The following is a 24,775-nucleotide window of genomic DNA, read 5'->3' as shown; positions in this document are numbered from 1 at the left end:
ACATCCCCAAATGGTGGGACTGCTGTGGCAAAAGAAAGCTTGAGCCGCAAAAGACACTTTACACGCTCCGTATTCAATGAGTAACTAGGGGTAGTGACCGACTGACAGAAGGAGCCGTGCGTATGCCGGTGAGCTTCACTCAGCACTCCCTTGGTTCACGCATTGACAGGCGGCTGAGCGGGTTCCTCGACTCGTGGCGGAATCCGGTCTCCGACCCGGGCGTCGAAGCCGCGTACACACTGCTGGCCGACTTCATCCTCGGCGGCGGCAAACGCGTGCGCCCGCAACTGTGTTACTGGGGTTGGCGCGGCGCCGGCGGCGACGACTGTGAGGAGATCATCAGCGCCGCCGCCGCCCTGGAGCTGTGCCACGCGGGGCTGCTCATCCACGACGACATCATGGACGGCAGCCTGCTCCGGCGCGGGCAGGCCACCGTCCACAGAAGTCTGACGGACCGGCACCAGGGGCCCGGCGCGGAGGCGTTCGGGCGGGCCGGCGGCATCCTGCTGGGCACGCTCAGCCTGGCCTGGTCGGACGCGCTGCTGTCGTCGTGCGGGGTGGAGGCGCCGCGGCTGCGCGCCGCCCACCACCTGTTCGACGCCATGCGCACCGAGGTCATCAGCGGCCAGTACCTCGACGTGCTGGCCCAGCTCCGCACGGGCGCGACCGAGGCGGAGGCGCTGACGGTGATCCGCTACAAGAGCGCCAAGTACACGGTCGAGCGACCGCTGCAGATCGGCGGCGCGCTGGCCGGGGCCCCGCTGGAGCTGCTGGACGCGTACTCCAGGTTCGGCGTGCCGCTGGGTGAGGCGTTCCAGCTCCGCGACGACGTGCTGGGCACGTTCGGCTCGTCGTCGGAGACCGGCAAGTCGGCACTGGACGACCTGCGCGAGGGCAAGCAGACCGTGATGTACGCCTACGCCGTGCAGCACGCCTCCCCCGCGCAGCTCGACCACCTGAGTACCTGGCACGGCAACCCGGAGCTGACCGAGGAGCGCGCCGCCGAGGTGCGGCAGATCCTCACCGACACCGGGGCGCTGGCACGGGTCGAGCAAATGATCGAAGAACGCGTGCGCGAGGCCATGACCGCGCTGGCCGAGGCCCAGTTGAAGCCCGAGGCCGCCACGGTGCTGGCCATGATGGCCGACCGCCTCGCGCACCGCACCAAGTGAGGGGCGTCTTCCACCATGGGACAGGTACTACTCGCGGCTCCGCGCGGTTACTGCGCGGGCGTCGAACGCGCGATCATCACGGTGGAGGAGGCGCTGCGGCGCTTCGGTTCCCCCGTCTACGTGCGTAAGCAGATCGTCCACAACACGTTCGTGGTCGACGACCTGAGCCGCCGCGGCGCGATCTTCGTCGACGAGCTCGACGAGGTCCCCGACGGCGCGCTGGTCGTCTTCTCCGCGCACGGCGTCTCGCCCGCGGTGAAGGACGAGGCGGCCCGGCGCGGCCTGCGCACCATCGACGCCACCTGCCCGCTGGTGACGAAGGTGCACAAGGAGGCCGTGCGGATGGCCGAGGCGGGCTACGAGATCGTGCTCATCGGCCACGCCGAGCACGAGGAGGTCGAGGGCACACTCGGCGAGGCGCCGGAGCGCATCCACGTCGTGGACCCCGCCAGGCCCGGCGACCTGAAGGCCGGCGAGCAGGGGCGGCTGAGCTGGCTGTCGCAGACCACGCTGGCCGTGGACGAGACGCTGCAGGCCGTCGAGAAGCTGCGCGAGCGCTATCCCGGCCTGGTCGACCCGCCGAGCAACGACATCTGTTACGCCAGCCAGAACCGCCAGGAGGCGGTCACCGCGCTCGCGCCGCGCTGCGAGCTGGTCATCGTCGTCGGCTCCGCCAACTCCTCCAACTCCCAGCGGCTGGTGGACGTCGCGCTGGCCGCGGGCGCGGGCGCGGCGTACCTGGTCGACAGGGCCGCGCACGCCGACGAGCGCTGGCTCGACGGCGTGTCCACCGTCGGGGTCAGCTCCGGCGCCTCGGTGCCGGAGGGGCTGGTCAGCGAGTTACTGGACTGGCTGGCCGCCCGCGGATACGCCGACGTGGAGCCGGTGACCCTGACCGAGGAGACCCTCACCTTCTCCCTTCCGCTCGAACTCCGATCCAACCGCAAGCCGGGCTAGAGCCCGCACCGAGATTGGTGGTGCAGCACGATGACCGAACCGACCCACTCAACCGCGCCCGAAAACGGCAACGGGCAGCTCAGCCTCAGTACCGATGCGGCCAAACAACTCGCGACGACCACCAAGACAGCACCGCAGATGCAGGAGATCACCACCAGGTGGCTGCTCAAGCTGCTTCCGTGGGTGCAGTGCTCCGGCGGTGTGTTCCGGGTGAACCGGCGGCTGACGTACACCTTGGGAGATGGCCGGATCACCTTCACGACGACGGGCTCCGAGGTGCGGGTCATCCCCGCCGAGTTGACGGAGCTGCCGATGTTGCGCGGCTACGACGACATGGAGGTGCTCGAAGCCCTGGCCGACCGCTTCACCCAGCGGGAGGTGGCGCCGGATGAGGAGATCGTCTCCGAGGGCGGCCAGGTGGACCAGCTCGTGCTGATCGCCCACGGCCGTGTGGCCAAGGTCGGGCGCGGCGCGTACGGCGACGAGCAGAGCCTGGGCGTCCTGGCCGACGGCGACTACCTCGGCGAGCAGAGCCTAGTCCAGGGCGGGGAGTTCCAGTACAGCGCGCGCGCCAAGACCGCGACCACGCTGCTCAGCCTGTCCAGGGCCGACTTCGAGCAGGTCGCCGAGCAGGCGCCGGCGTTGCGCGAGCACATCGAGACCTGGCGCACCAGCGGCGACCGCGAGCAGAACGACCACGGCGAGGCCGCGATCAACATGTCGGCCGGCCACGTCGGCGAGGCCGTGCTGCCCGGCACGTTCGTCGACTACGAGCAGGCTCCCCGCGAGTACGAGCTGAGCGTCGCCCAGACCGTGCTGCGCGTGCACAGCCGCGTCTCCGACCTGTACAACCAGCCGATGAGCCAGCTCGACCAGCAGCTCCGCCTCACGATCGAGGCCCTGCGCGAGCGCCAGGAGCACGAGCTGGTCAACAACAAGGAGTTCGGCCTCCTGCACAACGCCGACTTCGGCCAGCGCATCCGCACCCGCTCGGGGCCGCCCTCCCCGGACGACCTCGACGACCTGCTGTCCACCGTGTGGAAGGACCCCTCGTTCTTCCTGGCGCACCCGCAGGCCATCGCCGCGTTCGGCCGCGAGTGCAGCAAGCGCGGCGTCTACCCTGAGACCACCGAGGTCGGCGGGCACCGCGTGCCGGCCTGGCGGGGCGTGCCGATCTTCCCCTGCAACAAGATCCCGGTCTCCAGCTCGCGCACCACCTCGTTCCTGCTGATGCGGACCGGACAGGAGAACCAGGGCGTCGTCGGCCTGCACCAGACGGGCATCCCCGACGAGTACCAGCCCGGCCTGTCGGTGCGTTTCATGAACATCAACGAGCGGGCCGTCATCTCCTACCTGGTCAGCGCCTACTACTCGGCCGCCGTCCTGGTGCCGGACGCGCTCGGCGTGCTGGAGGACGTCGAGCTCGGCAGGAACGGCTGACGCAGCGCTCCTCTCGTCCGTCCGGCCCTCTCGGTGCGGGCCGGGCGGCCGGCGGAGGAGCCGATCCGCCTGCCGAACGGCGAGAAACCCGTGTGAAGGAGCGATCGATGTCTCAGCCTTTTGAACTGCCGGATTTCTACCAGCCGTACCCCGCCCGCCTGAACCCGCATCTCGACGCGGCCCGCGTGCACTCCAAGCAGTGGGCGCGCGACATGGGGATGCTCGAAGGCTCGGGTGTCTGGGAGGAGGCCGACCTCGACGCCCACGACTACCCGCTGATGTGCGCCTACACGCACCCCGACTGCGACGCGGTGGAGCTGGGCCTGATCACCGACTGGTACGTGTGGGTCTTCTTCTTCGACGACCATTTTCTCGAGGTCTTCAAACGCACCGGCGACCTGCGGGGCGGGAAGGAGTACCTGGGCCGGCTGGCCCGCTTCATGCCGATGGGCACCGACCTGACCGTGCCGGAGCCGGCCAACCCGGTGGAGGCCGGCTTGGCCGACCTGTGGCCGCGGACGGTGCCCAGCATGTCCCTGGACTGGCGGAGCCGCTTCGCGGAGAGCACGCGCAACCTGCTGAACGAATCTCTCTGGGAGCTGGCCAACATCAACACCGGCCGGGTGGCGAACCCGGTCGAGTACATCGAGATGCGCCGCAAGGTTGGCGGCGCCCCCTGGTCGGCCGGGCTGGTGGAGCACGCCGTGCGCGCCGAGGTGCCGGCCGGGCTCGCGGGCACCCGGCCGCTGCGGGTGCTCAAGGACGCCTTCTCCGACGCCGTGCACCTGCGTAACGACCTGTTCTCCTACCAGCGGGAGGTGAGCGACGAGGGCGAGCTGAGCAACGGGGTGCTGGTGCTGGAGAGGTTCCTCGGCTGCGGCACGCAGGAGGCGGCCGACGCGGTCAACGACCTGCTGACCTCGCGCATGCAGCAGTTCGAGCACACGGCGGCCTTCGAGCTGGGGCCGCTGTTCGCCGAGCACGCCGTCGACCCGCTGAGGGCGGCCGACGTGCTCGCCTACGTCAAGGGGCTGCAGGACTGGCAGTCGGGCGGGCACGAGTGGCACCTGCGCTCCAGCCGCTACATGAACGAGCGGGCGCGGGCCACCCGCCCGCTGGGCATGCGCTCGACGGTGGACCTGCTGGGGGCCAAGCGGCTGCGCAACTTCGCGCACGTGCCCTACCAGCGGGTGGGGCCGTCGGTGATCCCTGAGCTGTGCGCGCCGTTCGACCTGAGGCTCTCCCCTCATCTGGACGCCGCCAGGCGCGACACCGTGCGCTGGGCCGCGGCGATGGGCATGCTCGAACCGCAGAGCGGGGTGGCCGGCTCGGCCGTGTGGGACGAGGCCAGGCTGATCGACCTCGACCTGCCGTTGTGCGCGGCGGGCCTGCACCCCGACGCCTCGCCGGAGGAGCTGGACCTGGCCTCCTGCTGGCTGACCTGGGGCACGTACGGCGACGACTACTTCCCCGCCGTCTTCGGCCGGGCCAGGAGCCTGGCGGCGGCCAAGGTGGCGGTCGGCAGGTTCGGCCTGTTCATGCCGCTCGACGGCGCCCCGGCCCCCGCACCGGCCAACGCGCTGGAGCGCGGGCTGGCCGACGTGTGGGCGCGCACGGCCGCGCCCATGCCGCCTGAGGACCGGCGCAAGCTGCGCGTGACGGTCGAGAAGATGTGCGCGGGCTGGCTGTGGGAGCTGGCCGGCGAGATCGCCCGCCACATCCCCGACCCGGTGGACTACGTCGAGATGCGCAGGCAGACCTTCGGCTCCGAGATGACGATGCGCCTGGCGCGGCTGCGGCACTCCACGGCGATCCCTGAGGAGTTCTACGCGAGCGGGCCCGTGGTGGCGATGGAGAACGCCATGATGGACGCCGGGGCGCTGATCAACGACGTGTACTCGTACCAGAAGGAGATCGAGTTCGCGGGCGAGGTGCACAACTGCGTGCTGGTGGTGCAGAGCTTCTTCGACTGCGACTACCCGGCGGCGCTCGGCATCGTCAGGGATCTGCAGGAGTCGCGGGTGCGGCAGTTCCAGCACATCGTCGACGACGAGCTGCCGATCGTCTGCGACGACTTCGGCCTCGACGCCGCCGCGCGCCGCGACGTGGACGCGTACGTGACGGAGCTGCGCAACTGGCTGGCCGGGATACTCAACTGGCACCGCGACTGCTTCCGCTACGACGAGCCGTCGCTGCTGCGCCACCACCTCCCGCCGCGCTGGCGGCTCGGCGGGCCCAGCGGCCTGGGCACCTCGGCCGCGGTGATCGGCCCTACAGGGGCGCGGGGTGGTCCCTGGGCTGGTAGAACCAGCCCATCATGCGCAGCAGCCTCCGCTGGTACGGCGTGACGTTGCGCAGCCGGATCCAGCGCTGCGAGACGGGCACGGCGGGCATCACGAGCACGCGCAGCCCCGAGACGTCGATGAAGCTCAGCTCGCCGATGTCGACGACGATGTAGGAGCCTTGCCGGCAGCCGGCCAGCGTGGTGGCCAGCACGGGGCTGTTGGAGGCGTCGATCTCGCCGATGAGTGCGACGGCCGGCACCCCCGGCGGCGCCGCCGCCATCACGATGGTCAGCTGCTGGTCCTGGTAGAGCAGCCGTTCCTGGACGCTCACGCTTCCTCGCACCCCCCAACACGCGCTCTGGGGGTCGTCTTGCCGAACAGGGATGACCGCCGGCACGGACCGGCGGTTCGACCCGAAATCCAGGCTACACGACAGATGTTTGCCGATGGATTTTTCGTAGGAAAATGACTGATTTTTCGGACAATCCTGAACATCTCCGTCAGGCCGGTTCTGTCACGTACCGACACGCCGTGCGAGGGCGCGGATTCGGCGAACTTGCCGTGGATCTCCCGAGGCACGACCGCCCCCATCCCACGCAACCAAAAAGCACGAAATATCCGCTTATTGTGCGAGCCATTCAATGGCGTTTTATCGCAATAGAAGCGAGAAAAGGACGCAGATAAGACAACTGCGTACAGGTCGGCGGTCATGCCCCCGGACGCCGCTCGAAACGGGAGCGCTGATGTGCCATGCAGAAGAAAGGGACACGACAGGTAAGAGCCGCGATGTGCGCGATCGTGTTCGCGCTGGTGGCGGGGACGTGCGCGACACCGGCCGCGGCGTCCGCCACGGGCGGCATCGCCCTCAGGGCCGCGCTGGAGATGATCGGGGTGCCCTACTCGTGGGGCGGAGGCGGGGTGCACGGGCCCGGTTACGGCATCGGGCGGGGCGCGAGAACGAAGGGGTTCGACTGCTCGGGCCTGGCCGAGTACGCCTACGCGCGGGCGGGGATCCTCATCGGCACGACCACGACGGAGCAGTGGCGCTCGGGCGTCCGGGTGCCGGAGGAGCTGCTGGAGCCGGGTGATCTGGTCTTCTTCGACAGCGACGCGAAGCGGCCGGGGCCTGAGCACGTGGGGCTGGCGCTGGACGCCGGGCGGATGGTGCACGCGCCGTACACCGGCGCACAGGTGCGGGTCGATCCGCTGGACAGGCCTGACCTGCTCGGCGTGGTGCGGCCCGACCTGGGCCGCGGCGACGTCGCGGGATGAACGCCCGTCATGCCGCCCGCCGTACGTCCCCCGGGCTCGCCGGGGGACGTACGGCGCGATGCTTCGGTGTCCGGGAAGGCCGGGCCGCGGTCTCGCGAGTCACCACGGCCGGCTCTCCCACTCACCAGGAACGAGCTACTCGGCGCTGGCCTGGCCGTTCTCGATCTCGGTGTCCTTGTTGTGGTCACCGACGGAAGGCTGGTTGTTGTTCAGCAGCTGGACATCGACCTCGTCCAGGATGTTGATGATCTCGACCTCGAGGTCGTTGACCGAGTGGTTCAGCACGTCGTTCAGCGCGTCATCGATGATCTGGAACTGGGACAGCAGGGCCTGGCCCTTGTTGCTCGGGTTGGGGCCGACGTCGGCGATCGCGGCGGACGCGGAGAACCCGATGGCGGCGGCCGCGATAGCGGCACCGGCCAGAATACGACGGATCATTGTTTGCTTTCCTCCATGGATCGGCGCTGGAGTACCGGCGCCGGGTTCATACGTGCATAGCTGTGAGGTGCCGTTTTCAACGATCGTGGCGGACATCGGAGATGGCAAACTCGAAATGCCCTCATGGAGGTCAAGGAGGCGCTTGGATTCTTTGGCACTGGATTTCGGCGACCGGAGAAGTCGTCGTTGAGTATCGGTGTCCGTGGATATCGGCGTCCGTGTCACTCACGATTCTTCCGGCGGTCCTGCACAAGGCTGGAAGCGTCTGCCGCACGTCCTCGGCCGACCTTCTTCAGGTCCCGCCGAGGACGTACGGCCCCCGAACGCTTCAGTGCCCAGAAAGCCGCCCCGTGGCCTCGCGAGTCTCCACGATCAAGTTCTTTCGCGCACCAGGACGAAGGAGGGCGGTTGGCCACGCGGCCCGCTGCGGTGCGGTGCCGCCGCACTCCCCCGTCTGCGTCTCAAGCCTTAGTTGGACTTGGAGAAGCCGTTTTCGATCTCGGTGTCCTTGTTGGCGTCGCCGACCGAGGGCTGGTTGTTGTTCAGCGCCTGGACGTTGACCTCGTCGAGGATGTTGATGATCTCGACCTCGAGGTCGTTCAGCGAGTGGTTGGCGACGTCGTTCAGGATGTCGTCGATGATCTGGAACTGGCTCAGGATGGCCTGGCCGCCGTTGTACGGGTTGGGGCCGACGTCGGCGGACGCGGCGGACGCGGAGAACCCGAATGCCACGGCCGCGATAGCGGCACCGGCCAGAATACGACGGATCATGATTGCTTTCCTCCATGGATCGGCGCGGAATTCCAGCGCCATAGTCGTTCGTGCAGGGCTGTGAGGTGCCGCCAATAACAATTGCGGCGGGCGGCGGAACCCGCAACCCAGAAAGGCCTCATGGAGGTCAAGAAGCCACCTCGATTTTTTGGTGACGGCACTTAAGTCTTTCCATGGCCTCGCGGATCGCCACCGCCGGCTCTTTCGCATGCGCACGGGCAGGGGCAGGCCGGGTCACGGGGCCCGGCCGCCGCCTGCTTGGCCCGTGGACGCCCTGACCTACTCGGCGCTGGCCTTGCCGTTCTCGATCTCGGTGTCGCTGTTGTGGTTGCCGACCGTGGGCTGGTTGTTGTTCAGCAGCGGGACGTTGACCTCGTCCAGGATGTTGATGATCTGGACCTCGATGTTGTTGGCCGAGTGGTTCAGCACGTGGTTCAGCGCGTCATCGATGATCTGGAACTGGCTGATGACGTCCGCGCCCTCGTTGCGCACGTTGGGGCCGACGTCGGCGGACGCGGCGGTCGCGGAGAACCCGAAGGCGGCGGCCGCGATAGCGGCACCGGCCAGAATACGACGGATCATGGTTGCTTTCCTCCGTGGATCGGCGCGGAATTCCGGCGCCATAGTCGTTCGTGCAGGGCTGTGAGGTGCCGCGAATAACCCTCACGGGAAGCGACGAAAACCGCAACTCGGAAAGGCCCCAAGTAGGTCAAAGTGCCGCCTCCATTTTTTGGCTTCGGGTTTTCCCGGGCCTGCCGCGACACCGCCCTGTACTGGACTTCGGCGATCTGCATTCAACCGGTGTTCCGCGCCGGTGAGACGTCCACGGGGAATTCGTTCACCGCTCTTTGGACAAAGATCGACCGGCTCTTTGACGACTCCTTCTGCGCCGGTGCGTTTGCCGCCGGAGGCGCGTTACGATTCTTCGGCCAGGCGGTCGAGAGCCGCCGAGAGCCGCTGGAGCGCCGCCAGGCATTGCCTGGCGTCCTCCATCCCCAGCTCGCGCACCAGCCGGTCGGCGAACGCCTGGTGGCCGGGGTCGATCGTGGCGATCGCCGCCAGGCCGGCCCGCGTGGGCCGGAGCAGTTTGGCCCGCCGGTGCGCGGGGTTGGGCCGATATTCGGCCAGCCCCCGCTCCACCAGAAGGTCGGCGATCCGCTGCACGCCCTGCCGGGTCATGCCCATCACCCTGGCGATTCCCGCGACCGGCAGCGGCTCGCTCAGGACGGCTCCGAGCACCTGCCACCACGCGGCCGTCATTCCCGACGGCCGCGCCAGATCTTCCGCGACGTGCAGGAACTGCCCGTTGAGCCGGAAGGCGCCGAGCGCCATTCCCGACAACAACTCGCCGCTCTCGCTCACGCCGCCATCAACACCTCGAAAGCCGAGGCGTCGCTCCTGGCGAACAGCCGGAACCAGGCGTCGAGCACCTCGGGGCGGAAGACGTCGAGCCTGCGGAAGACCTCCCTGGCGAACGCGACCGGCTCGGTCGGGCCCGCCGTGATCAGGTCGCCGTCGAGCACCGCGTCCCGGTCGAGGTAGCGGGCGGCTCCGCCGTAGCCCTCCTGGGCCTGGAGGTACTGCGCCACGGCGCTGGTGTGGTCGCGCTCGTCGAGCAGCCCCTCGCGGGCCAGCCCCGCCGTGGCGCCGCAGATGGCGGCCACGGGCACCCCCGCGTCGAGGAACGCGCGGGCCTTGCGGGCGAACGGCGCCAGCGAGTCTCCCGCGTCCCAGAGATCGGCCCCGGGCAGGACGAGCAGCGCGCTGTCGGCCGGGGAGAGGTCGGCCAGGGCGAGATCGGGGGTCAGGCGCAGGCCGCCCATGGTGACCACCGGGTCGGTGGTGAGGCCGACGGTGACGATCCGGTAGCCGCCCGGTTCGCGGTGATAGTTCCCGTTGCGCAGGTGTGCGGTGAGGTGACCGGTCTCCCAGTCGGCGAGCGTGTCATAGACGGCGTGGTGCACGATTCTCTGCATGACAACATCTTGTCATCACGACAACATGCTGTCAATGCATTCCCATGGAAGGATGGACCGCATGGCAGAGATCGTCGGCGGAGGACGTCCGGTCAACGACGCCGAACGGCGCGTGATCGCTTATCTCCGTGACCGCGCGCCCGCCGACTGGTTGCTGCTGCACAACGTCGAGGTCCCACGCGGCCACGACGTCTTCGAGGTCGACTTGCTCGTGCTGACCGGCCACTCCCTCGTCGTGGTCGACGTCAAGGGCACCAGGGGCCGCATCGAGGTGTCCGGCACCCGCTGGTTCCCGCCCCGCAGGGAGGCGTTCGGCTCGCCGGTCACCAAGCTGCGCGGCACCGCCAAGGCGCTCAAGGGCCTGCTGGTGTCCAGGGCCACCCAGCTCGAACGCGTCTACGTCGACAGCCTCGTCGTGCTCACCTCGCCCGACGCCGAGCTGGTCGATCCCGCCGGGCGCGACGCGGTCAACGTCACCGACCTGCCCGGCCTGCTGGCCACCCTCAGCGACACCTCCCGGGTCAGGCGCGGGTGCAGCCCCGACGCGCGGCCGTACCTCACGGCGATCCTCGACGCGCTCAACCAGACCGTGCGCCGCAGCACCGCCCCGCCCCGCTACGGCAACTGGGAGGTCGAGGAGCAGCTCGGCGGCGACGCCAAGGTCACCGAGTACCGCGCGTTCAACGTCACGCTGCCCGGCAGCGAGACCGTGCTGCTGCGCGTCTACCAGGCCGACCCCCTGGCCGACCAGCAGGCGCGGGCCGCCGAGCGGCAGCGCATCGCCAACGCCTACCAGACCCTCGCCAGGATCCCGCCGCACCCGAACGTGGTGCGCTCACGCGACTTCTTCGCCATCGACGACGAGAGCCGCTTCGTGCTGGTGCTCGACGACGTCCACGGCGAGGCGTTGCACCTCGCGCTGGGCAAGTACGCGCCGCTCGGCCTCATCCAGGACCTGCTGCGCGGCCTCGCGCACGCCCACGCCCACGGCGTCGTGCACCGGGCGCTCACCCCGGCCGCCGTGCTCGTCACCGACGACGGGCACGCGGTGCTGACCGGGTTCGACTACGCCAAGCCGGGGCCGCGCAACTACACCGTGGCCCACGAGCTGGGCAACGTGCTCGACGCCGCGTACGTGGCGCCGGAGTGCCAGGAGCGGCCCGACCTGATGACCACCGCCTCCGACGTGTACTCGGCCGGGGTCATCGCCTTCCAGCTCCTCACCGGGCAGCTACCGACCAGCGGTGACGCCCATGGGCCCGACGTGCCCGAGGTGGTGCGGCGCATGCTCGACCACTCCCCCGCCAAGCGGCCTTCCGCGGGCGAGTCGCTGGAGCTGCTGCGCAGCTCGCCCCCTCCTGCCTCCAGGCTCAGGCGGTTCGTCCGCCGCATCGTGTCCCGCCCCTGACCGCCCCGGCCGAGGACAGGCCAGGACGCTGCTTCCGGCGCGGCCGAGAACAGGCCAGGACGCTGCTTCCGGCGCGGACGGGTGCGGGCTGGGCGGCGCGGACGGGTGCGGGTGGTGGGGTGAGGGCAGGCCGGGCAGCGAGAGGTGCCGCCCGGCCTACGCGCGGGTGATCGTGTCGAGGATGTCGATCACGTACAGCATGGGTTTGTGTCCGGGCGCGGGCACCGCGACCCGGCTGCCGACCCGGCGCCCGGCCAGCGCGCCGACCCAGGACTCCGGCACCGACCCCGCCTCCAGCGTGAACGCGCTGGGCCCGCCCCGCCGATAGGAGGAGTCCTCGACGGCCCGCGACGGCCACGACGCGGCCACGTACTGGATGACCACGCGGGACCCCGCCACGACCGGGTGGCCGGACCCGTCGATCAGGGTGCGCGGCGGGTCGGCGGGGGTGAGGTCGGCGGGGATGACCGGCAGCGTGCGGCCGACGAGCCGGGCGTCGGGCGGGTAGCCGCCCAGGATGTCGAAGACGAGCACCAGCGTGTCGGCGGGCGAGACGCCGGTCAGCGGCACGTTCGGCCCCATGGCCTCACCGGCCGGGCTGACCAGCATGACGCGGCTGCCGGCGGGCCGCCCGATGAGCGACTGCCGCCACGTCTCCGCCACCTGCCTGCCGTCGAAGACGACGGTGGTGGGCTGGTTGCCGTCGTGGGTGCTCAGGTAGGGCCGGTTGCCCGACCAGCGCCGGATGTCCACGTCGGCGAGCACCACGTCGCCCGGCACCGTGCGCCGCCCGTTCCCGACGGACAGCACCGTGATCCGCGGCGTGCGTCCGGGCTTGCCCTGGGGTATGGAGACGTTCGGCTTGCTGCCGAACCTTCCCGTCACGACGGGTTGCGAGCCGTCCTCGGTCACCCCGCAGGAGGCGGTGAGCATGAGGAGCGCAGGCCAGAACAGACGCACGATACCCTCCAGAGCCGAATCCGCATGGGCCGGATCCAGAGGAGTTACTTGCCGTAAGTGTCCCAAGGAAAGCTTCGGGGCTCGCCATCTCACGACAAACTTGGACGGTGAGTAAGCCGAATTTGGCGAGGCGGGTCGCGGAGGCGGCCGAGATCGCGCTGACCACCCGCAAGTACGTGACGTTCATCGACGTGGTGACGGGCCTGCGCTGGCTGCACTCCAGGCACGTGGACACCTGGCGGCAGGGCAGGGCGGCCACGCTGGCGGAGCTGGCCGCCGTGGACGAGGACCGCCTGCTCACCGCGGCCGGCCTGCTGCGCGACTGGGCGCGGGCCAAGGGGCTGCGGCCGGTGGACACCCCGTACGTGGCAGGCACCCGCGACCGCCGCGAGCTGCGCTTCACCGCCGGGCCCGAGCAGGAACCGTTCCGGGTTCACTGGCTGTCGCCCGACCTGAGCGAGGCCAGGGTGCGCAGGCTGACCGAGGCGCAGAGCAAGGCGCCCGACCTGGTGGCGGTGAGCCCGCTGCAGGCGTGGACGTGCGCGTCCTGCGCCGACACCGGCCCCTACCTGATCATGGAGGAGGACCAGCCGCACTGCCTGACCTGCGCGGACATGGACCATCTGGTGTTCCTGCCGTCGGGCAACGCGGCGCTCAGCCGCCGGGCCAAGCAGGAGAGCGGCCTGTCGGCGGTGGTCGTCAGGTTCAACCGGCGGCGCAAGGTCTACCAGCGGATGGGCCTGCTGGTGGAGGAGGCGGCGCTGGCCGCGGCAGAGGAGCGCTGCCTGGCCGACGAGGAGGTGCGGCTGCGCCGCCGGGAGCGCGACCGCGAGCGCAGGGCGGAGCAGGACGTCGAGTACCAGTCGGCGATGGCCGCCGAGATCGCGCGGCTGTTCCCCGGCTGCCCGGAGGCGCGGGCGCGGGAGATCGCCGAGCACGCGGGCCAGCGTGGCAGCGGCCGGGTGGGCAGGTCGGCGGCGGCCAGGGCGCTCGACGAGAACGCCATCACGCTCGCCGTGATCGCCTCGATCCGGCATCTCGACACCGACTACGACAGCCTGCTCATGGCGGGCGTCCCCCGGATGGAGGCCCGCGACCGCATCAGGGCCGCTATCGAACGCAAGCTCGAAGAGTTCCGCCGGCCGGGTTAGGGTCGGAAGCATGAGCGACGACTGGCACGACGTCAGGCAGGAGTTGCGCGCATTCGCGCTCGGGCTGCCCGAGACCCACGAGGATCATCCGTGGGGCGAGACCGTCATCAAGGTCAACAAGAAGGTCTTCCTCTTCCTCGGCCTCGACGAGCCGACGGAGAAGTGGGATCCGACGTTCGGCGTGAAGCTGCTGTCGGAGGCGCACGGTCACGCGCTGACCGTCGAGGGCGCGGCGCCCAGCGGTTACGGGCTGGGCAAGGCGGGCTGGGTGACCGTGCCGTTCCTGTCCCGCCTCCCGGAGACCGAGGTGCTGCTCGACTGGGTGGAGGAGAGCTACCGCGCCATCGCGCCCAAGCGGGCGATCAAGGAGCTCGACCTCAGGTGACGGCCAGCCTGGTCGCGTACCTGTCGTCGCGCCACAGCTCCTTGTCGAGCACCTCCAGCAGCGTGGTGGCGGCGTCGTACACGTCCGTGTAGCCGATGTAGAGCGGCGCGAAGCCGAACCTGAGCACGTCGGGCGCGCGGAAGTCGCCGTGCACGCCCCGGTCGATCAGCGCCCGCATCACCGGGTAGCCGTCGGGGTGACGCAGCGAGATCTGGCTGCCCCGCGCGGCCGGGTCGGCGGGCGAGGCCAGTTCGAGCCGGTCGCCGACAAGTTGCACGAACAACTCGCCCAGCGCCATGCTCTTGGCCCTGACCTGCGCCATCGGCACCCGCTCCCACACGTCGAGCGCCGCGTCCAGCGCCGCGAACGACAACACGTGCGGGGTGCTCACCGCGAAGCGCCGCACCCCCTCGGCGGGCCGGTAGCCGGTCTCGAACGCGAACGGCTCCGCGTGGCCGTGCCAGCCGGGCAGCACGTTCTCGGCGGCGGCCTGGTGGCGCGGGTTGACGTAGAGGAAGGCGGGCGCGCCCGGGCCGGCGTTGAGGTACTTGTAGGTGCAGCCCACGGCGAAGTCCGCGCCGGAGACGTCCACCTCCATGGCGCCGACACTGTGGCACAGGTCCCACACGATGAGCGCGCCGGCGGCGTGCGCCTCGGCGGTGACGGCGGGCACGTCCTGGCGGGCGCCCGTGCGGTAGTCCACCTCCGACAGCAGCACCACGGCGGCGTCGTCGAAGCGCCCCTCACTGAGGTCGCGCAGCTCGTAGTCGCCCAGCAGCGCGGCCAGGCCCTGCACCATGTAGTGGTCGGTGGGGAAGTTGCGCGTGTCCGAGACGATCACGCGCCGTTCAGGGCGCAGCCGCAGCGCCGCCGCCACGCACTGGTAGACCGCGATCGAGGTGCTGTTGCCCACGACGACCTGGCCGGGGCCCGCGCCGATCAGCGGGGCGATCCGGTCGCCCAGGGTGAGCGGCTGGTCGTACCAGCCCGCGTGGTTCCAGCCGCCGACGAGGTGCGCGCCCCACTCGTCCTCGACCGTCCTGCGCACCCGCTCGGCCGTACGCCGGGGCAGCGCGCCGAGCGAGTTGCCGACGAGGTAGATCACCCCTTCCGGCAGCACGAACTCGTCTTTGAACGCCCGCAGCGGGTCCGCGGCGTCGAGTGCGAGGCACTGGTCGCGATCCAAGGTCACTCCCGTCATGGAGGGATGGTGGCTATCACTCTGTTCACACCATTCTTGTACTGACGGGCGTACCAGTTCTGCACCGGGTTGTGCGTCTCGTCGAGCCGGAACCTGCCGCGCGGGCCCGCCAGCTCGCCCACCTCGCCCAGGGCGCGCGTCAGGTCGCCGCCCCTGGCCACGGCCGCGTCGATGAGGCGCATGGCGTCCCAGCTCTGCAGGGCCACGGCCGACGGGTTGCGCCCCGTCCTGTCCCGCCACCTGGCGACGAACGCGGCGTTGTCCGGGTTGTCCAGCGCGGGCGAGTACATGCCGACGCTCGTGATGCCCTCCGCGTCGGGGCCGACCGCCCGCAGCACGTCCTCGTCCGTGAGGTTCATGCAGGCCAGCAGCTCGATCCTGGTGTCGTAGCCGAGCTGCCTGTACGACCTGGCGAACGCGACCGCCTCGCCGCCGGCGTAGAACGCGAACAGCAGCCGGGCCTCGGGCGGGATCTGCTCGAAGTACGGCTTGAGGTCCGTGACCCGGCCGTACGGCGTCAGGATGCGCTTGAGCGGCTCGGCCCCGTACCCCTCGGTGAAGCCGTCGAGCGTCTCGACGCCGGCCGAGTAGTCGGAGCCCATGAGCACCACGGCGCGCCGCCCGTACCGCTCGGCGGCGTAGCGGCCGGCGGCGCGGCCGTGGTCGTGGTTGCGGTAGGAGACGCGGAAGACGTTCTGGCCGTCCAGTTCGTCGGAGCCGGCGTTGGCGACCACGACCGGGGTCCCGCCCGCGGCCTCGTCCACCACGGAGACGGCGACGGGCGAGGCGATCAGGCCGGTGAGCAGGTCCACGCCGGCGTCGTCGATCAGCCGCCTGGCCTCCTTCCTGCCCTGATCGGCGTTGCCCGCGTCGTCGGCCACCAGCAGCTCGGCCGCCCTGCCGCCCAGGCGGCCGCCGTGGTCGTCGAGGTACAGCCGCATGGCGGTCTCCATGTCGTCGCCGAGCATGGCGTACACGCCGGTCTGTGAGATGATCGCGCCGAGCTTGACCGGGAGCGTGTCCTCGTCGGGCGGCGGCACTGTGCCGCCGCAACCGGCGGCCATCAGCACCGCCAGTCCAATTACGGGCAGCCCCAGCACGGGTGCGCGCATGGGGAGCTCCCTTCAGCCCAGGAACGCCTCGGCGTTGGCTGCGAGCAGCTTCGCGCGGGCCGTACCGGACAGGAAGCCGGCTCGCCGGATCAGGTCACCGGAGGGTGACTCGCCCAGCGGGTAGGGAAAGTCGCTGCCGAGCATCACATGGTCCTCCCCGAGAGTGTCGACGAGCAGCCGCAGCGCGCGCTCGTCGAAGACGGCAGAGTCGACGCTGAACCTGCCGAGGTAGTGGGACGGCGGCCGTTCGGAGACGCCGACCAGGTCGGGCCTGCGATGCCAGGCGTTCTCGAACCGGCCGAGCCAGAAGGCGAACGAGCCGCCGCCGTGCGCGAAGCAGATCCGCAGGGTGTCCGGCACGCGGTCGAACACGCCGCCGAGGATCATCGCCAGGATGGACAGGTGCGTCTCGGCGGGCATGCCCACCAGCCACTGCGCCATCCACCGCTCGACGCGCGGGCCCGCGGGCATGTCCCACGGGTGCACGAAGACCGGGATGCCGCGCGCCGCGCAGTGCTGGAGGAACCGCACGACGCCGGGGTCGTCGAGGTCGCGGTCGCCGACGTGGTTGCCGATCTCCACGCCCCTGTGCCCGGCCGCCACGCAGCGGTCGAGCTCCGCGCAGGCCAGGTCGGGGTCCTGCAGCGGCACCTGGCAGAACGGGATCAGCCGCGGGTCGGCGCAGATCTCCAGCGCCAGGTCGTTGAAGATCTCGGCGATCCGCACGCCCTGCGCGGCCGGCCGGTCGTAGCCGAAGAAGACCGGGGTGGGCGAGACCACCTGCCGGTCCACGCCGTCCTGGTCCATGCGTTCCAGCCGGACCCGCGGATCCCAGCAGTCATCCTGAATTTTCCGGAAATCACGGTCGTTGACGAGGATCATCGCTTCGCGCTCGGAGTCGATCCTCAGCCGGGGCGCCCCGGGCCAGCCCAGCTCGGGCCAGCCCTTGGGCACGTGGTGCGTGTGGACGTCGATCACCATCTAGCCCTTGCCAGGGTGCAACGCGCCGCATCCACCGCACGTACGGGCCTTCTCATCGCCGTAGAAGGCCTCGAACACCGGCGGCAGGTCCTTGACGATGTCGCGCACCTGCAGCTCGACCTCGTGGACCAGCTCGCCGCACTCCATGCAGTACCACTGGAACCTCTCCAGCTCGCCCTCCGGCCGGATCCGCTCGACCACCAGCCCCACCGACCCGGCCTCGGGCCGCTGCGGCGAGTGCGGCACGCGCGGCGGCAGCAGCCACATCTGGCCCTCGCGGATGTGCACGGTCTCGGGGCCGTTCTCGGTGACGACGTTGACGTGCATGTTGCCGCGCACCTGGTAGAACAGCTCCTCGTACGGGTCCACGTGGAAGTCCGTCCTGGAGTTGGGCCCGCCGACCACCATCACGATGAAGTCGTTCGCCCCTTCGAAGACCACCTTGTTGCCGACGGGCGGCTTGAGCAGGTGGGCGTGCTCGTCGATCCACTTGGTGAAGTCGATGGGCGGGATCATGACAGCTCCTGAGGATGGTAGGCGACGGCTTGCATCTCGATGAGGAGGTGCGGATGCGGGAGCTGGTGCACCGCGACCGTGGTCCTGGTGGGCCCCTCCTCGTCGAAGAACTCGGCGTAGACCTCGTTGTAGCCCTTGAAGTCGTTCATGTTCACCAGGTACGTGGTGATCTGCACCAGGTCGGCGAGCGAGCCGCCCGCGGCCTTGAGAATGTCGCCGATGTTCTCGATGACCGCCCTGGTCTGGGCGCGGATGTCCAGGGTCGTCGCGCCGTGCTTGTCCACCTCGACGCCGACGAACGTGTCGTCGGGGCGCCGGCAGCTCGTGCCCGAGACGTACAGGAAGTCACCGGCCCGCTTGACGTGGGGGAACCTGCCTCGCGGGGTGGCCTTGCCGGGCACGCGCATGGCCTTCGGCCGTACTTGCGGGCTCACTTGCCGAACACCGCCCGCACCGGGCCGAGGCCCTCGATCCGCGCCTCGAACACGTCTCCTGGCTCGACCGGCGCCACCGGCCCGAGCGAGCCGGTCAGCACCACGTCGCCGGCCCGCAGCGGGTAGTCGGTGCGGCCCAGGCGGGTGGCCAGCCAGACGGCGGCGTTGAGCGGGTGCCCGAGTACGTCCGCGCCGGAGCCGGCCGACACCTCCTGGTCGCCCCGCGTCATCGTCATCCGCGCCGCCCGCAGGTCGAGCCCGCGCAGCGGGACGGGCGTGCAGCCGAGCACGAACGCGCCCGAGGAGGCGTTGTCGGCGATGGTGTCGACCAGCCTGATGTCCCAGCCCGCGATCCGCGAGTCGGCGATCTCGATGGCCGGCAGCGCGAAGTCCACCGCCCTGATCACGTCGGCCACCGTGAACGGGCCGCCCTTCAGGTCCTCGCCGATCACCAGCGCGACCTCCGCCTCGGCCCTGGGCTGCAGGAACCGGTCCGGCGGGATGGGCTGGCCGTCGCCGTAGCAGGTGTCGGCGAAGAGCATGCCGAAGTCGGGCTGGTCGATGCCGAGCCGCTGTTGCAGCGTGGTGTTCGTCAGGCCGATCTTCCTGCCGACGAGCCGCCGCCCCGCGCCGAGCGCCTCCTTCGTGCCCAGTTCCTGCACGGCGTACGCGTCGGCCGCCGTGCCCACCAGGTCCCTGATCGGAGCGCAGGGCAATCCCGTGCGCGCCGCCTCCGCCAGCCGGTCGGCCGCCTGGGCGTGCGCGTCCACTGCCTGGGACCATTCGTCATGCATCGGGTTGCTCCAGTTTGATGGTGATCGTGGTGGGTTCTGAGTAGAAGTCGAGTGACCTGGTGCCGCCCTCCCTGCCGATGCCCGACAGCTTCACGCCGCCGAACGGGGTGCGCAGGTCGCGCAGGTACCAGGTGTTGACCCAGACGAGCCCGGCGTCCAGGCGCTGGGCCACGCGGTGGGCGCGGTCGAGGTTGGTGGTCCACAGCGTGGCGGCCAGGCCGTACTCGCTGTTGTTGGCCAGGTCGACGGCCTCGGCCTCGCTGTCGAAGGGGGCGACGTGGCACACGGGACCGAAGATCTCTTCTCTGTTGAACCTCGACCATTCAGACAAGCCTGTCACCACCGTCGGCTCCACGAAATAGCCGGAATCGCGATGATCACCGAACACGGGGACACTGCCTCCTGCCAGCACCTTGGCTCCCTCCGAGCGGGCCAAGGCGTAATAGGAGAGCACCTTCTCGCGGTGCTCCGCCGAGATCATCGGCTGGGGCTCCACCTCCTGGGCGCGGACGGCCAGCCGGACGCAGAAGTCCTCGAAGATCGAGCGGTGCACGTACATGCGCTCGGTGCACAGGCAGACCTGGCCGCCGTTGGTGAAAACCGATCGCACCGTGCCCTCGACCGCCTTGTCGAGGTCGCAGTCCTCGAAGACCAGCCCGGCGTTCTTGCCGCCCAGCTCGAAGGAGATCGGCTTGACCCGGTCGGCCACCGACTTCATGATCGCCGTGCCGGTGCCTGTGGAGCCCGTGAACGTCACGGCGTCCACCCCGGGGTGCTCGACGAGGAGCTGGCCGGCGGAGCCGTACCCGAAGATGATGTTGACCACGCCGGGCGGCAGGCCGGTCTCCTGGCAGATCTCCGCGAAGACGGCCGCCGAGCCCGGCGTCTGCTCCGACGGCTTGACCACCACGGTGTTGCCCGAGACCAGGGCAGGCGCCAGTTTCCAGGTCATCAGCAGGAACGGCAGGTTCCACGGAACGACCACCGCGACCACGCCGAGCGGCTTGCGGATGGTGTAGCTGAGGATGCCCGACAGGTGGAAGGCGTCCTCGGGGCGCTGGGCGGCGATCTCGGCGAAGGCGCGGAAGTTGGCGATGCCGCGCGGGATGTCGAGGGTGCGGGTCTGGTCGAGCGGCTTGCCCGTGTCGGCGATCTCCGCCGCCACCAGGTCGTCGAAACGCGCCTCGATGCCCTCGGCCAGCCGCCGCATCCACCCGGCGCGCTCGCCGACAGGCATCGCCGCCCAGTCGCGGGCCGCCTCTCTGGCAGCCCGCACCGCGCGGTCGACCACCTCCGGGTCGGCCTCGTGGACCTGCCTGATCACCGCGCCGGTGGCCGGGTCATGGACGGGGAACGCCTTGCCCGCGGCCACCGGCTGGCCACCGATGAAATGGGTCAGCACAACGGTCTCCTCATCTCTCCCTCGCCTCCCGGTATAGATCGCGGAGCCGCTCGTGGACAACAGGGAGTTCCGGGGACACGGAACCTGTCGATCGCATCGTCTCGCCCTATCGCGGCGCGCGCTATGAGCGATGCTGGTGGACATGCAGACCCGTACAGATCAGATCACCGCCCACGACGGCTCCTTCGACGTCCGCGTCTGGCTGCCCGACTCGGGCTCCGGCCCCGGCATCCTCCTGGTGCAGGAGATCTACGGCGTGGGCCCGTACATCGAGAAGGTCGCCGCGGAGCTGGCCTCGCGCGGCTACGTGGTGGCCGCGCCCGACCTGTTCTGGCGCCTGCGGCCCAACTGGGTGGGCGAGCACACCCCCGAGGGCACCCAGGCGGCGCTGGAGCTGGCCCAGGGCTTCGACCTCGCGCAGGGCGTGGCCGACTGCGCGCTGACGGTCTCCCATCTGGCCTCGCTGCCCGAGGTGCGCGGCGGGGCCGGCGCGGTCGGCTTCTGCCTGGGCGGCTCGGTCGCCTACATGCTCGCCACGCAGATCGAGCTGGCCGCGGTGCTGTCCTTCTACGGCTCCGCCGTGCCCGACGCGACCGGGCTGATGGAGCGCATCCAGGCGCCGCTGCTGCTGGTGTTCGGGGGGAGCGACCCGTACATCCCGCGCGAGAGCGTGGCCGCCGTGGAGAAGGCCGCCGAGGGCCGGCCGAACGTCGTCGTGCACGTCGAGGAGGAGGCCGGGCACGCCTTCCACAACAGTGAGTCGCCGATGTTCCACCAGCCGGAGCCGGCGGCGCGCGCGTGGGAGGTGGCGATCGCGTTCCTGGACCGGCATCTGCCCTCCCGGTGAGACCTGTCCAATTCGACAGCTTCCGGTATCCCTAGATCAACCGCCATCATGAGCGGATGGCGCGCACGTGGGAATTGTGGGGAAACGTCATTATTGCTGGTACCTTTGCGCTCCCCCTGGCCTTGCTGGCAATCATGCTTCTCTCCCGTCACCGCTCTCGCGCCGGCCATCCCGCGCCCCTGCGCGCCTCCCTCGCCGACGTCGGCATCGTGGTCGGGACGGCGCCGTGGATCTGGATGATCCTGACACCGTCGGACGGCCCGTCAGGGGTGAACCTCATCCCGTTCACCGACCTGGCGGACCTGGCCGGGGCACCGTGGGAGGCGGTGTCGGTGCAGGTCGGAGGCAACTTGCTGGTGTTCGCGGCGCTCGGCGCGCTGCTGCCGGTGCGCAGCGCCGCGATGTCCTCGCCCGGCCGCGTTGCGGCGGTCGCCGCGGCATTTTCGGTCCTGGTCGAGGCACTCCAGTACGTGTGCCGTCTGGGGCGTCTGTCCTCCGTGGACGACGTCATCCTCAATGCGACAGGCGCCGTGATCTTCGCTTTGGTTACTCGCCGCTGGTGGGCCCGGGCACATACCGACGGGGACCGTTCCATGGTTACGGACCGCTAAAACATCGCGGAATTCACCACTCGGGCACGATCCTCTCAAAATCAGCCCGCGACCAAGGCCCGCTTCTGTGCGATCGTGGACAAGACGGGGCAAGTTCTCTGGAGACGCCACTACGCGGTTGGTGACAGAGGGTGATCAAAGTTGTCTGAATCCCCGGTACCCCACGAGCCCCCTATCTATCGACGCATCGCCGACGGTCTCCGCGCCCGGATTCTGTCCGGTGAGTTGCGCGACGGGGACCGACTACCGGGCGAGAACGCGCTTATGGCCGAATACGCAATCGCACGAGCCACCGCCAGGCAGGCGCTTGCCGTACTGATCAACGAAGGGCTGGCGGTGCCCAGACGAGGTTCGGGGGTTTACGTGCGGCTGTTCAAACCGATCCGCAGGCACGGCTCACGCCGCCTGTCACGAGAGCAGTGGGGTCAGGGACGCGCCATCTGGGACGCCGACACGCGTGGCCGCCCTTTCACCGTCGACGCCTTAGAGGTGGCGTTGGAGCGAGCCACCGAGGATGTGGCCGCCGTGCTGGAGAGCGGGGAGATCTGGGTGCGCAGGCGCCGCTACTCCGTCGACGCCAGACCCGTGCAACTGGCCACCTCCTCCTTCCCCGCCCGCCTGGTCGAGGGCAGCGCGATCACCCTCGCCGACACCGGACCAGGCGGCGTCTACGCCAGGCTCAGCGACCTGGGCCTGCCCCCCGCCCACTTCACCGAGGAGGTCAGGGCCCGCATGCCCGCACCGCGCGAGAGCAGCCTGCTCGACCTGCCCGCCGGGACGCCCGTCATCGTGATCGCGCGCACCGCGTACACGTCGGGCGGGCTGCCGGTCGAGCTCAACGAGATGGTGCTGGACTCCGCGGCTTACGTACTCCAGTACGACTTCGACGCGTGAATCAAGCCGATCTGTCAAGCGATAGGTTGACCTGTCCATTACGATCATTGAATTCTCTAGAGAGGTACCGCATCTTCTAAGGAGATGGAACCTCGCCTGGGGGCCCGGGAAAGGTGGACAGCGATGTCCTTTGATCGGCATCTCGCCGAGATCGCCCGGGAGTACCCCCAGTGGACCATCTGGCGGAGCGACGCGGGCCGCTGGTGGGCCACGAGACACCATCCGCTGAGCGCGGCGCAGCGCGATGCCGGATGTGCGATGACCATCGACGCGGACGACCCGGACGGCCTGCGCGACCGGCTCCGGGACCAGGAAAGGCGGGCCGGCGAGCAGCACACGTGGCGAGCCGGCCCCGCACCACCTTGACGCAGGCCGTGGAGCGTTCCCCGGCCCGCGTCCATGAGCAGCCCGGTGCCGGGTCCAGCGTCTCGGCGGCCCCGGTACCGGGCCCCCAAGGTTTACGGAGGGGCCACGAACGCGGAAGTCTCCGACCCGATCGGGGGCGGGGGCTTCCGCTCCCCCACCCTCCGCAGCCTCCCGGTGCGACGGCCGAGGTCACCTCGGTGGCGGTGACCTCGGCCTCTCACACCCGCAGGCGCTACTTGCGCGAGTCCGACAACCGGCCGATGTTCACGTCCGTGTCGTCGGAGATGACACCCTCCCGCTGCTGCTCGCCGGTCTCGTCCTTGACGATGACCCGGACCGTCCGCTCGGGGTCCTCGGCGTCCTCCGTCGCCGGCACCTCGGGCTGCTCGGGCTGCTCGGCCTGCTCTGACTGAGCGGACTGGGCGGACTGGGCGGACTGGGCGGGCGCGTCGGTCAGTGCGGGCGGGGCGGAGGGGGCGGGCGGGGCGATGGCCTCGGGCACCAGCGGCCCGGCGTTCGACTCGGCACGCATGAGGTCGCCCAGCACCGAGCTGATCTCGGTCAGCCGCCGCACCACCTCCGTGTGCGTGTTGCTGAGGTACTCGACCCGGCGTCCGGCCTGCTCGTCCAGCGCCGTGGCCCGCTGGTGCGCGGTGGCCAGCATGTTCTCGGCCTCGGCGTGCGCCCCTGACAGGAGCTGCTCGGCCTGGGCGTTGGCCGACGCCATCACCTGCTCGGACTCGGCCCTGGCCATCGTGAGCGTGCGCTCGGCCTCGGCCCTGGCCTCCCGCACCGTCTCCTCGGCCTCGCTGCGGGCGGAGCCGAGCTGCTCCTCCGCGTCGCTGCCCGCCTGGGCCAGCATGCGCTCGGCGGCCTGGGTGGCCTCGCTCACCCGCCGCTCGGCCTCGGCCTGCGCCGAGGTGAGGATCTTGTCGGCGGTCTCACGGGAGGTGGTCACCAGCCGCTCGGCCTCCGACTTGGCGGCGTCGCGGACGCTGGCGGCCTCGGCCTCCGCGTCCTCGCGTTTGGCCGCCGCCTCCTCCTCTCCGAGCCGGAGGATCTGCGCCAGCCTGGGGCTCAGGTCCTCGTAGCTCTGCGGCGTCTCGACCATGCGGCGCCTGGCCTCGGCCAGCTCGATGCGGCCCTGCTCCGCCTGCTCGATGGCCCGTGCCAGCCGCTCTTCCAGATCTCTGATCTGGTTACGGGTGCGGATGATGTAGTCGTGAACCTGGCGGCGGTTGTAGCCGCGCATCACGACCTCGAACGTGTCCTCTTGCATCAGATCGGGAATGCTCTCGTGCTGGTTCATCATGGCGATTACCTGGGGTTTTCGTCGTGAGGCGGGGGAAAACTAGCGGGTTGTGAGGGTTCGGCGACGGGACGTCAGGAAACGACTTTCCTG

27 protein-coding genes are annotated in these 24,775 nt (G+C 70.0%); 12 read left to right on the top strand and 15 right to left on the bottom strand.

Translation table 11 applies throughout. From position 1 onward, the window contains the following. Nucleotides 1-128 precede the first annotated feature (128 nt). The 4 genes from ABD331_RS29160 to ABD331_RS29145 all read left to right on the top strand — a co-directional run bounded on the left by ABD331_RS29160 (nt 129) and on the right by ABD331_RS29145 (nt 5,917). On the top strand, nt 129-1,172 hold the full coding sequence (locus tag ABD331_RS29160; protein WP_344481254.1) for a polyprenyl synthetase family protein: 1,044 nt from the start codon (nt 129-131) through the stop codon (nt 1,170-1,172). A 15-nt stretch (nt 1,173-1,187) separates the two neighbouring features. Further along, nucleotides 1,188-2,129 (top strand): 4-hydroxy-3-methylbut-2-enyl diphosphate reductase, encoded by a 942-nt coding sequence (locus ABD331_RS29155; RefSeq protein ID WP_344481251.1) that lies wholly within the window; start codon nt 1,188-1,190, stop codon nt 2,127-2,129. A 30-nt stretch (nt 2,130-2,159) separates the two neighbouring features. After that, entirely contained in the window at nt 2,160-3,569 is a 1,410-nt protein-coding gene (locus ABD331_RS29150; protein WP_344481248.1) for a family 2B encapsulin nanocompartment shell protein, read from the top strand. A gap of 107 nt (nt 3,570-3,676) precedes the next feature. Continuing rightward, a complete protein-coding gene (locus tag ABD331_RS29145) occupies nt 3,677-5,917 on the top strand; it encodes a terpene synthase family protein (RefSeq protein ID WP_344481245.1) in 2,241 nt (746 codons plus the stop codon). Here ABD331_RS29145 and ABD331_RS29140 read toward each other — a convergent pair. Then, a complete protein-coding gene (locus ABD331_RS29140; protein WP_344481242.1) occupies nt 5,841-6,185 on the bottom strand; it encodes an STAS domain-containing protein in 345 nt (114 codons plus the stop codon). The genes ABD331_RS29145 and ABD331_RS29140 overlap by 77 nt on opposite strands. A 455-nt stretch (nt 6,186-6,640) precedes the next feature. Here ABD331_RS29140 and ABD331_RS29135 point away from each other — a divergent pair, with 455 nt between their 5' ends. Beyond that, nucleotides 6,641-7,126: a C40 family peptidase gene (locus ABD331_RS29135; protein ID WP_344481239.1), complete on the top strand. Its 486-nt coding sequence runs from the start codon at nt 6,641-6,643 to the stop codon at nt 7,124-7,126. A gap of 135 nt (nt 7,127-7,261) precedes the next feature. Here the strand turns inward: ABD331_RS29135 and ABD331_RS29130 are convergent, their stop codons facing one another. The 5 genes from ABD331_RS29130 to ABD331_RS29110 form a co-directional block, all read right to left on the bottom strand. After that, on the bottom strand, nt 7,262-7,660 hold the full coding sequence (locus ABD331_RS29130) for a hypothetical protein (protein ID WP_344481237.1): 399 nt from the start codon (nt 7,658-7,660) through the stop codon (nt 7,262-7,264). Between the two features lie 372 nt (nt 7,661-8,032). Continuing rightward, nucleotides 8,033-8,335 carry a hypothetical protein gene (locus ABD331_RS29125; protein ID WP_148438966.1) on the bottom strand — a complete coding sequence of 101 codons (303 nt, stop codon included), beginning with the start codon at nt 8,333-8,335 and terminating at the stop codon, nt 8,033-8,035. 279 nt (nt 8,336-8,614) lie between these two features. Beyond that, complete coding sequence (locus tag ABD331_RS29120; protein ID WP_344481233.1) at nt 8,615-8,917, bottom strand: hypothetical protein; 303 nt, start codon at nt 8,915-8,917, stop codon at nt 8,615-8,617. Between the two features lie 333 nt (nt 8,918-9,250). Then, a complete protein-coding gene (locus ABD331_RS29115; RefSeq protein ID WP_425566066.1) occupies nt 9,251-9,697 on the bottom strand; it encodes a MarR family winged helix-turn-helix transcriptional regulator in 447 nt (148 codons plus the stop codon). Then, nucleotides 9,694-10,311 carry a type 1 glutamine amidotransferase family protein gene (locus tag ABD331_RS29110; protein WP_344481230.1) on the bottom strand — a complete coding sequence of 206 codons (618 nt, stop codon included), beginning with the start codon at nt 10,309-10,311 and terminating at the stop codon, nt 9,694-9,696. The genes ABD331_RS29115 and ABD331_RS29110 overlap by 4 nt, the downstream gene beginning before the upstream one ends. Before the next feature lie 61 nt (nt 10,312-10,372). Here ABD331_RS29110 and mads6 point away from each other — a divergent pair, with 61 nt between their 5' ends. Continuing rightward, nucleotides 10,373-11,719 (top strand): methylation-associated defense system protein kinase MAD6, encoded by a 1,347-nt coding sequence (gene mads6 / locus ABD331_RS29105; RefSeq protein WP_344481228.1) that lies wholly within the window; start codon nt 10,373-10,375, stop codon nt 11,717-11,719. Nucleotides 11,720-11,875: 156 nt separating this feature from the next. Here the strand turns inward: mads6 and ABD331_RS29100 are convergent, their stop codons facing one another. After that, nucleotides 11,876-12,679 (bottom strand): FKBP-type peptidyl-prolyl cis-trans isomerase, encoded by an 804-nt coding sequence (locus ABD331_RS29100; protein WP_344481226.1) that lies wholly within the window; start codon nt 12,677-12,679, stop codon nt 11,876-11,878. A gap of 107 nt (nt 12,680-12,786) precedes the next feature. Here ABD331_RS29100 and ABD331_RS29095 point away from each other — a divergent pair, with 107 nt between their 5' ends. Both ABD331_RS29095 and ABD331_RS29090 read left to right on the top strand, forming a co-directional pair. Continuing rightward, nucleotides 12,787-13,830 (top strand): DUF2293 domain-containing protein, encoded by a 1,044-nt coding sequence (locus ABD331_RS29095; protein WP_344481223.1) that lies wholly within the window; start codon nt 12,787-12,789, stop codon nt 13,828-13,830. Nucleotides 13,831-13,840: 10 nt separating this feature from the next. Next, nucleotides 13,841-14,215, top strand: coding sequence for an MmcQ/YjbR family DNA-binding protein (locus ABD331_RS29090; protein WP_344481221.1), 375 nt, complete (start codon nt 13,841-13,843; stop codon nt 14,213-14,215). Here ABD331_RS29090 and kynU read toward each other — a convergent pair. The 7 genes from kynU to ABD331_RS29055 are packed head-to-tail and all read right to left on the bottom strand — an operon-like array spanning nt 14,208 to nt 20,655. Beyond that, the gene (kynU, locus tag ABD331_RS29085) at nt 14,208-15,416 is read right to left on the bottom strand and encodes a kynureninase (RefSeq protein WP_344481218.1); all 1,209 of its coding nucleotides are present in this window, start codon (nt 15,414-15,416) and stop codon (nt 14,208-14,210) included. The genes ABD331_RS29090 and kynU overlap by 8 nt on opposite strands. Then, nucleotides 15,413-16,528: an ABC transporter substrate-binding protein gene (locus ABD331_RS29080; protein WP_344481215.1), complete on the bottom strand. Its 1,116-nt coding sequence runs from the start codon at nt 16,526-16,528 to the stop codon at nt 15,413-15,415. The genes kynU and ABD331_RS29080 overlap by 4 nt, the downstream gene beginning before the upstream one ends. A 12-nt stretch (nt 16,529-16,540) precedes the next feature. Beyond that, complete coding sequence (locus tag ABD331_RS29075; RefSeq protein ID WP_344481213.1) at nt 16,541-17,509, bottom strand: amidohydrolase family protein; 969 nt, start codon at nt 17,507-17,509, stop codon at nt 16,541-16,543. Continuing rightward, a complete protein-coding gene (locus tag ABD331_RS29070) occupies nt 17,510-18,025 on the bottom strand; it encodes a 3-hydroxyanthranilate 3,4-dioxygenase (protein ID WP_344481211.1) in 516 nt (171 codons plus the stop codon). It lies immediately after the preceding gene. Further along, nucleotides 18,022-18,459, bottom strand: a complete 438-nt coding sequence (locus ABD331_RS29065; protein WP_344481209.1) for a RidA family protein — start codon at nt 18,457-18,459, stop codon at nt 18,022-18,024. Before ABD331_RS29065 ends, ABD331_RS29070 begins: the two co-directional genes overlap by 4 nt. Further along, nucleotides 18,456-19,253: a 2-keto-4-pentenoate hydratase gene (locus ABD331_RS29060; RefSeq protein ID WP_344481206.1), complete on the bottom strand. Its 798-nt coding sequence runs from the start codon at nt 19,251-19,253 to the stop codon at nt 18,456-18,458. The genes ABD331_RS29065 and ABD331_RS29060 overlap by 4 nt, the downstream gene beginning before the upstream one ends. Continuing rightward, nucleotides 19,246-20,655, bottom strand: coding sequence for an aldehyde dehydrogenase family protein (locus ABD331_RS29055; protein WP_344481201.1), 1,410 nt, complete (start codon nt 20,653-20,655; stop codon nt 19,246-19,248). The genes ABD331_RS29060 and ABD331_RS29055 overlap by 8 nt, the downstream gene beginning before the upstream one ends. Before the next feature lie 142 nt (nt 20,656-20,797). On the opposite strand from ABD331_RS29055, the gene ABD331_RS29050 reads away from it, so the two are divergent. The 4 genes from ABD331_RS29050 (at nt 20,798) to ABD331_RS29035 (ending at nt 23,373) form a co-directional block, all read left to right on the top strand. Then, nucleotides 20,798-21,502 carry a dienelactone hydrolase family protein gene (locus ABD331_RS29050; RefSeq protein WP_344481198.1) on the top strand — a complete coding sequence of 235 codons (705 nt, stop codon included), beginning with the start codon at nt 20,798-20,800 and terminating at the stop codon, nt 21,500-21,502. Between the two features lie 56 nt (nt 21,503-21,558). Continuing rightward, nucleotides 21,559-22,113: a VanZ family protein gene (locus ABD331_RS29045; RefSeq protein ID WP_344481196.1), complete on the top strand. Its 555-nt coding sequence runs from the start codon at nt 21,559-21,561 to the stop codon at nt 22,111-22,113. Between the two features lie 141 nt (nt 22,114-22,254). Then, entirely contained in the window at nt 22,255-23,007 is a 753-nt protein-coding gene (locus ABD331_RS29040; RefSeq protein WP_344481193.1) for a GntR family transcriptional regulator, read from the top strand. A gap of 123 nt (nt 23,008-23,130) precedes the next feature. Further along, a complete protein-coding gene (locus tag ABD331_RS29035; RefSeq protein ID WP_253755240.1) occupies nt 23,131-23,373 on the top strand; it encodes a hypothetical protein in 243 nt (80 codons plus the stop codon). 232 nt (nt 23,374-23,605) lie between these two features. Here the strand turns inward: ABD331_RS29035 and ABD331_RS29030 are convergent, their stop codons facing one another. Further along, entirely contained in the window at nt 23,606-24,685 is a 1,080-nt protein-coding gene (locus ABD331_RS29030; RefSeq protein WP_344481186.1) for a hypothetical protein, read from the bottom strand. Nucleotides 24,686-24,775 lie beyond the last annotated feature (90 nt).

Origin of the sequence: Nonomuraea monospora (assembly GCF_039531895.1) — a bacterium.
Taxonomy (GTDB): Bacteria; Actinomycetota; Actinomycetes; order Streptosporangiales; family Streptosporangiaceae; genus Nonomuraea; species Nonomuraea monospora.
This window is presented reverse-complemented; position numbering and strand designations above follow the sequence as displayed.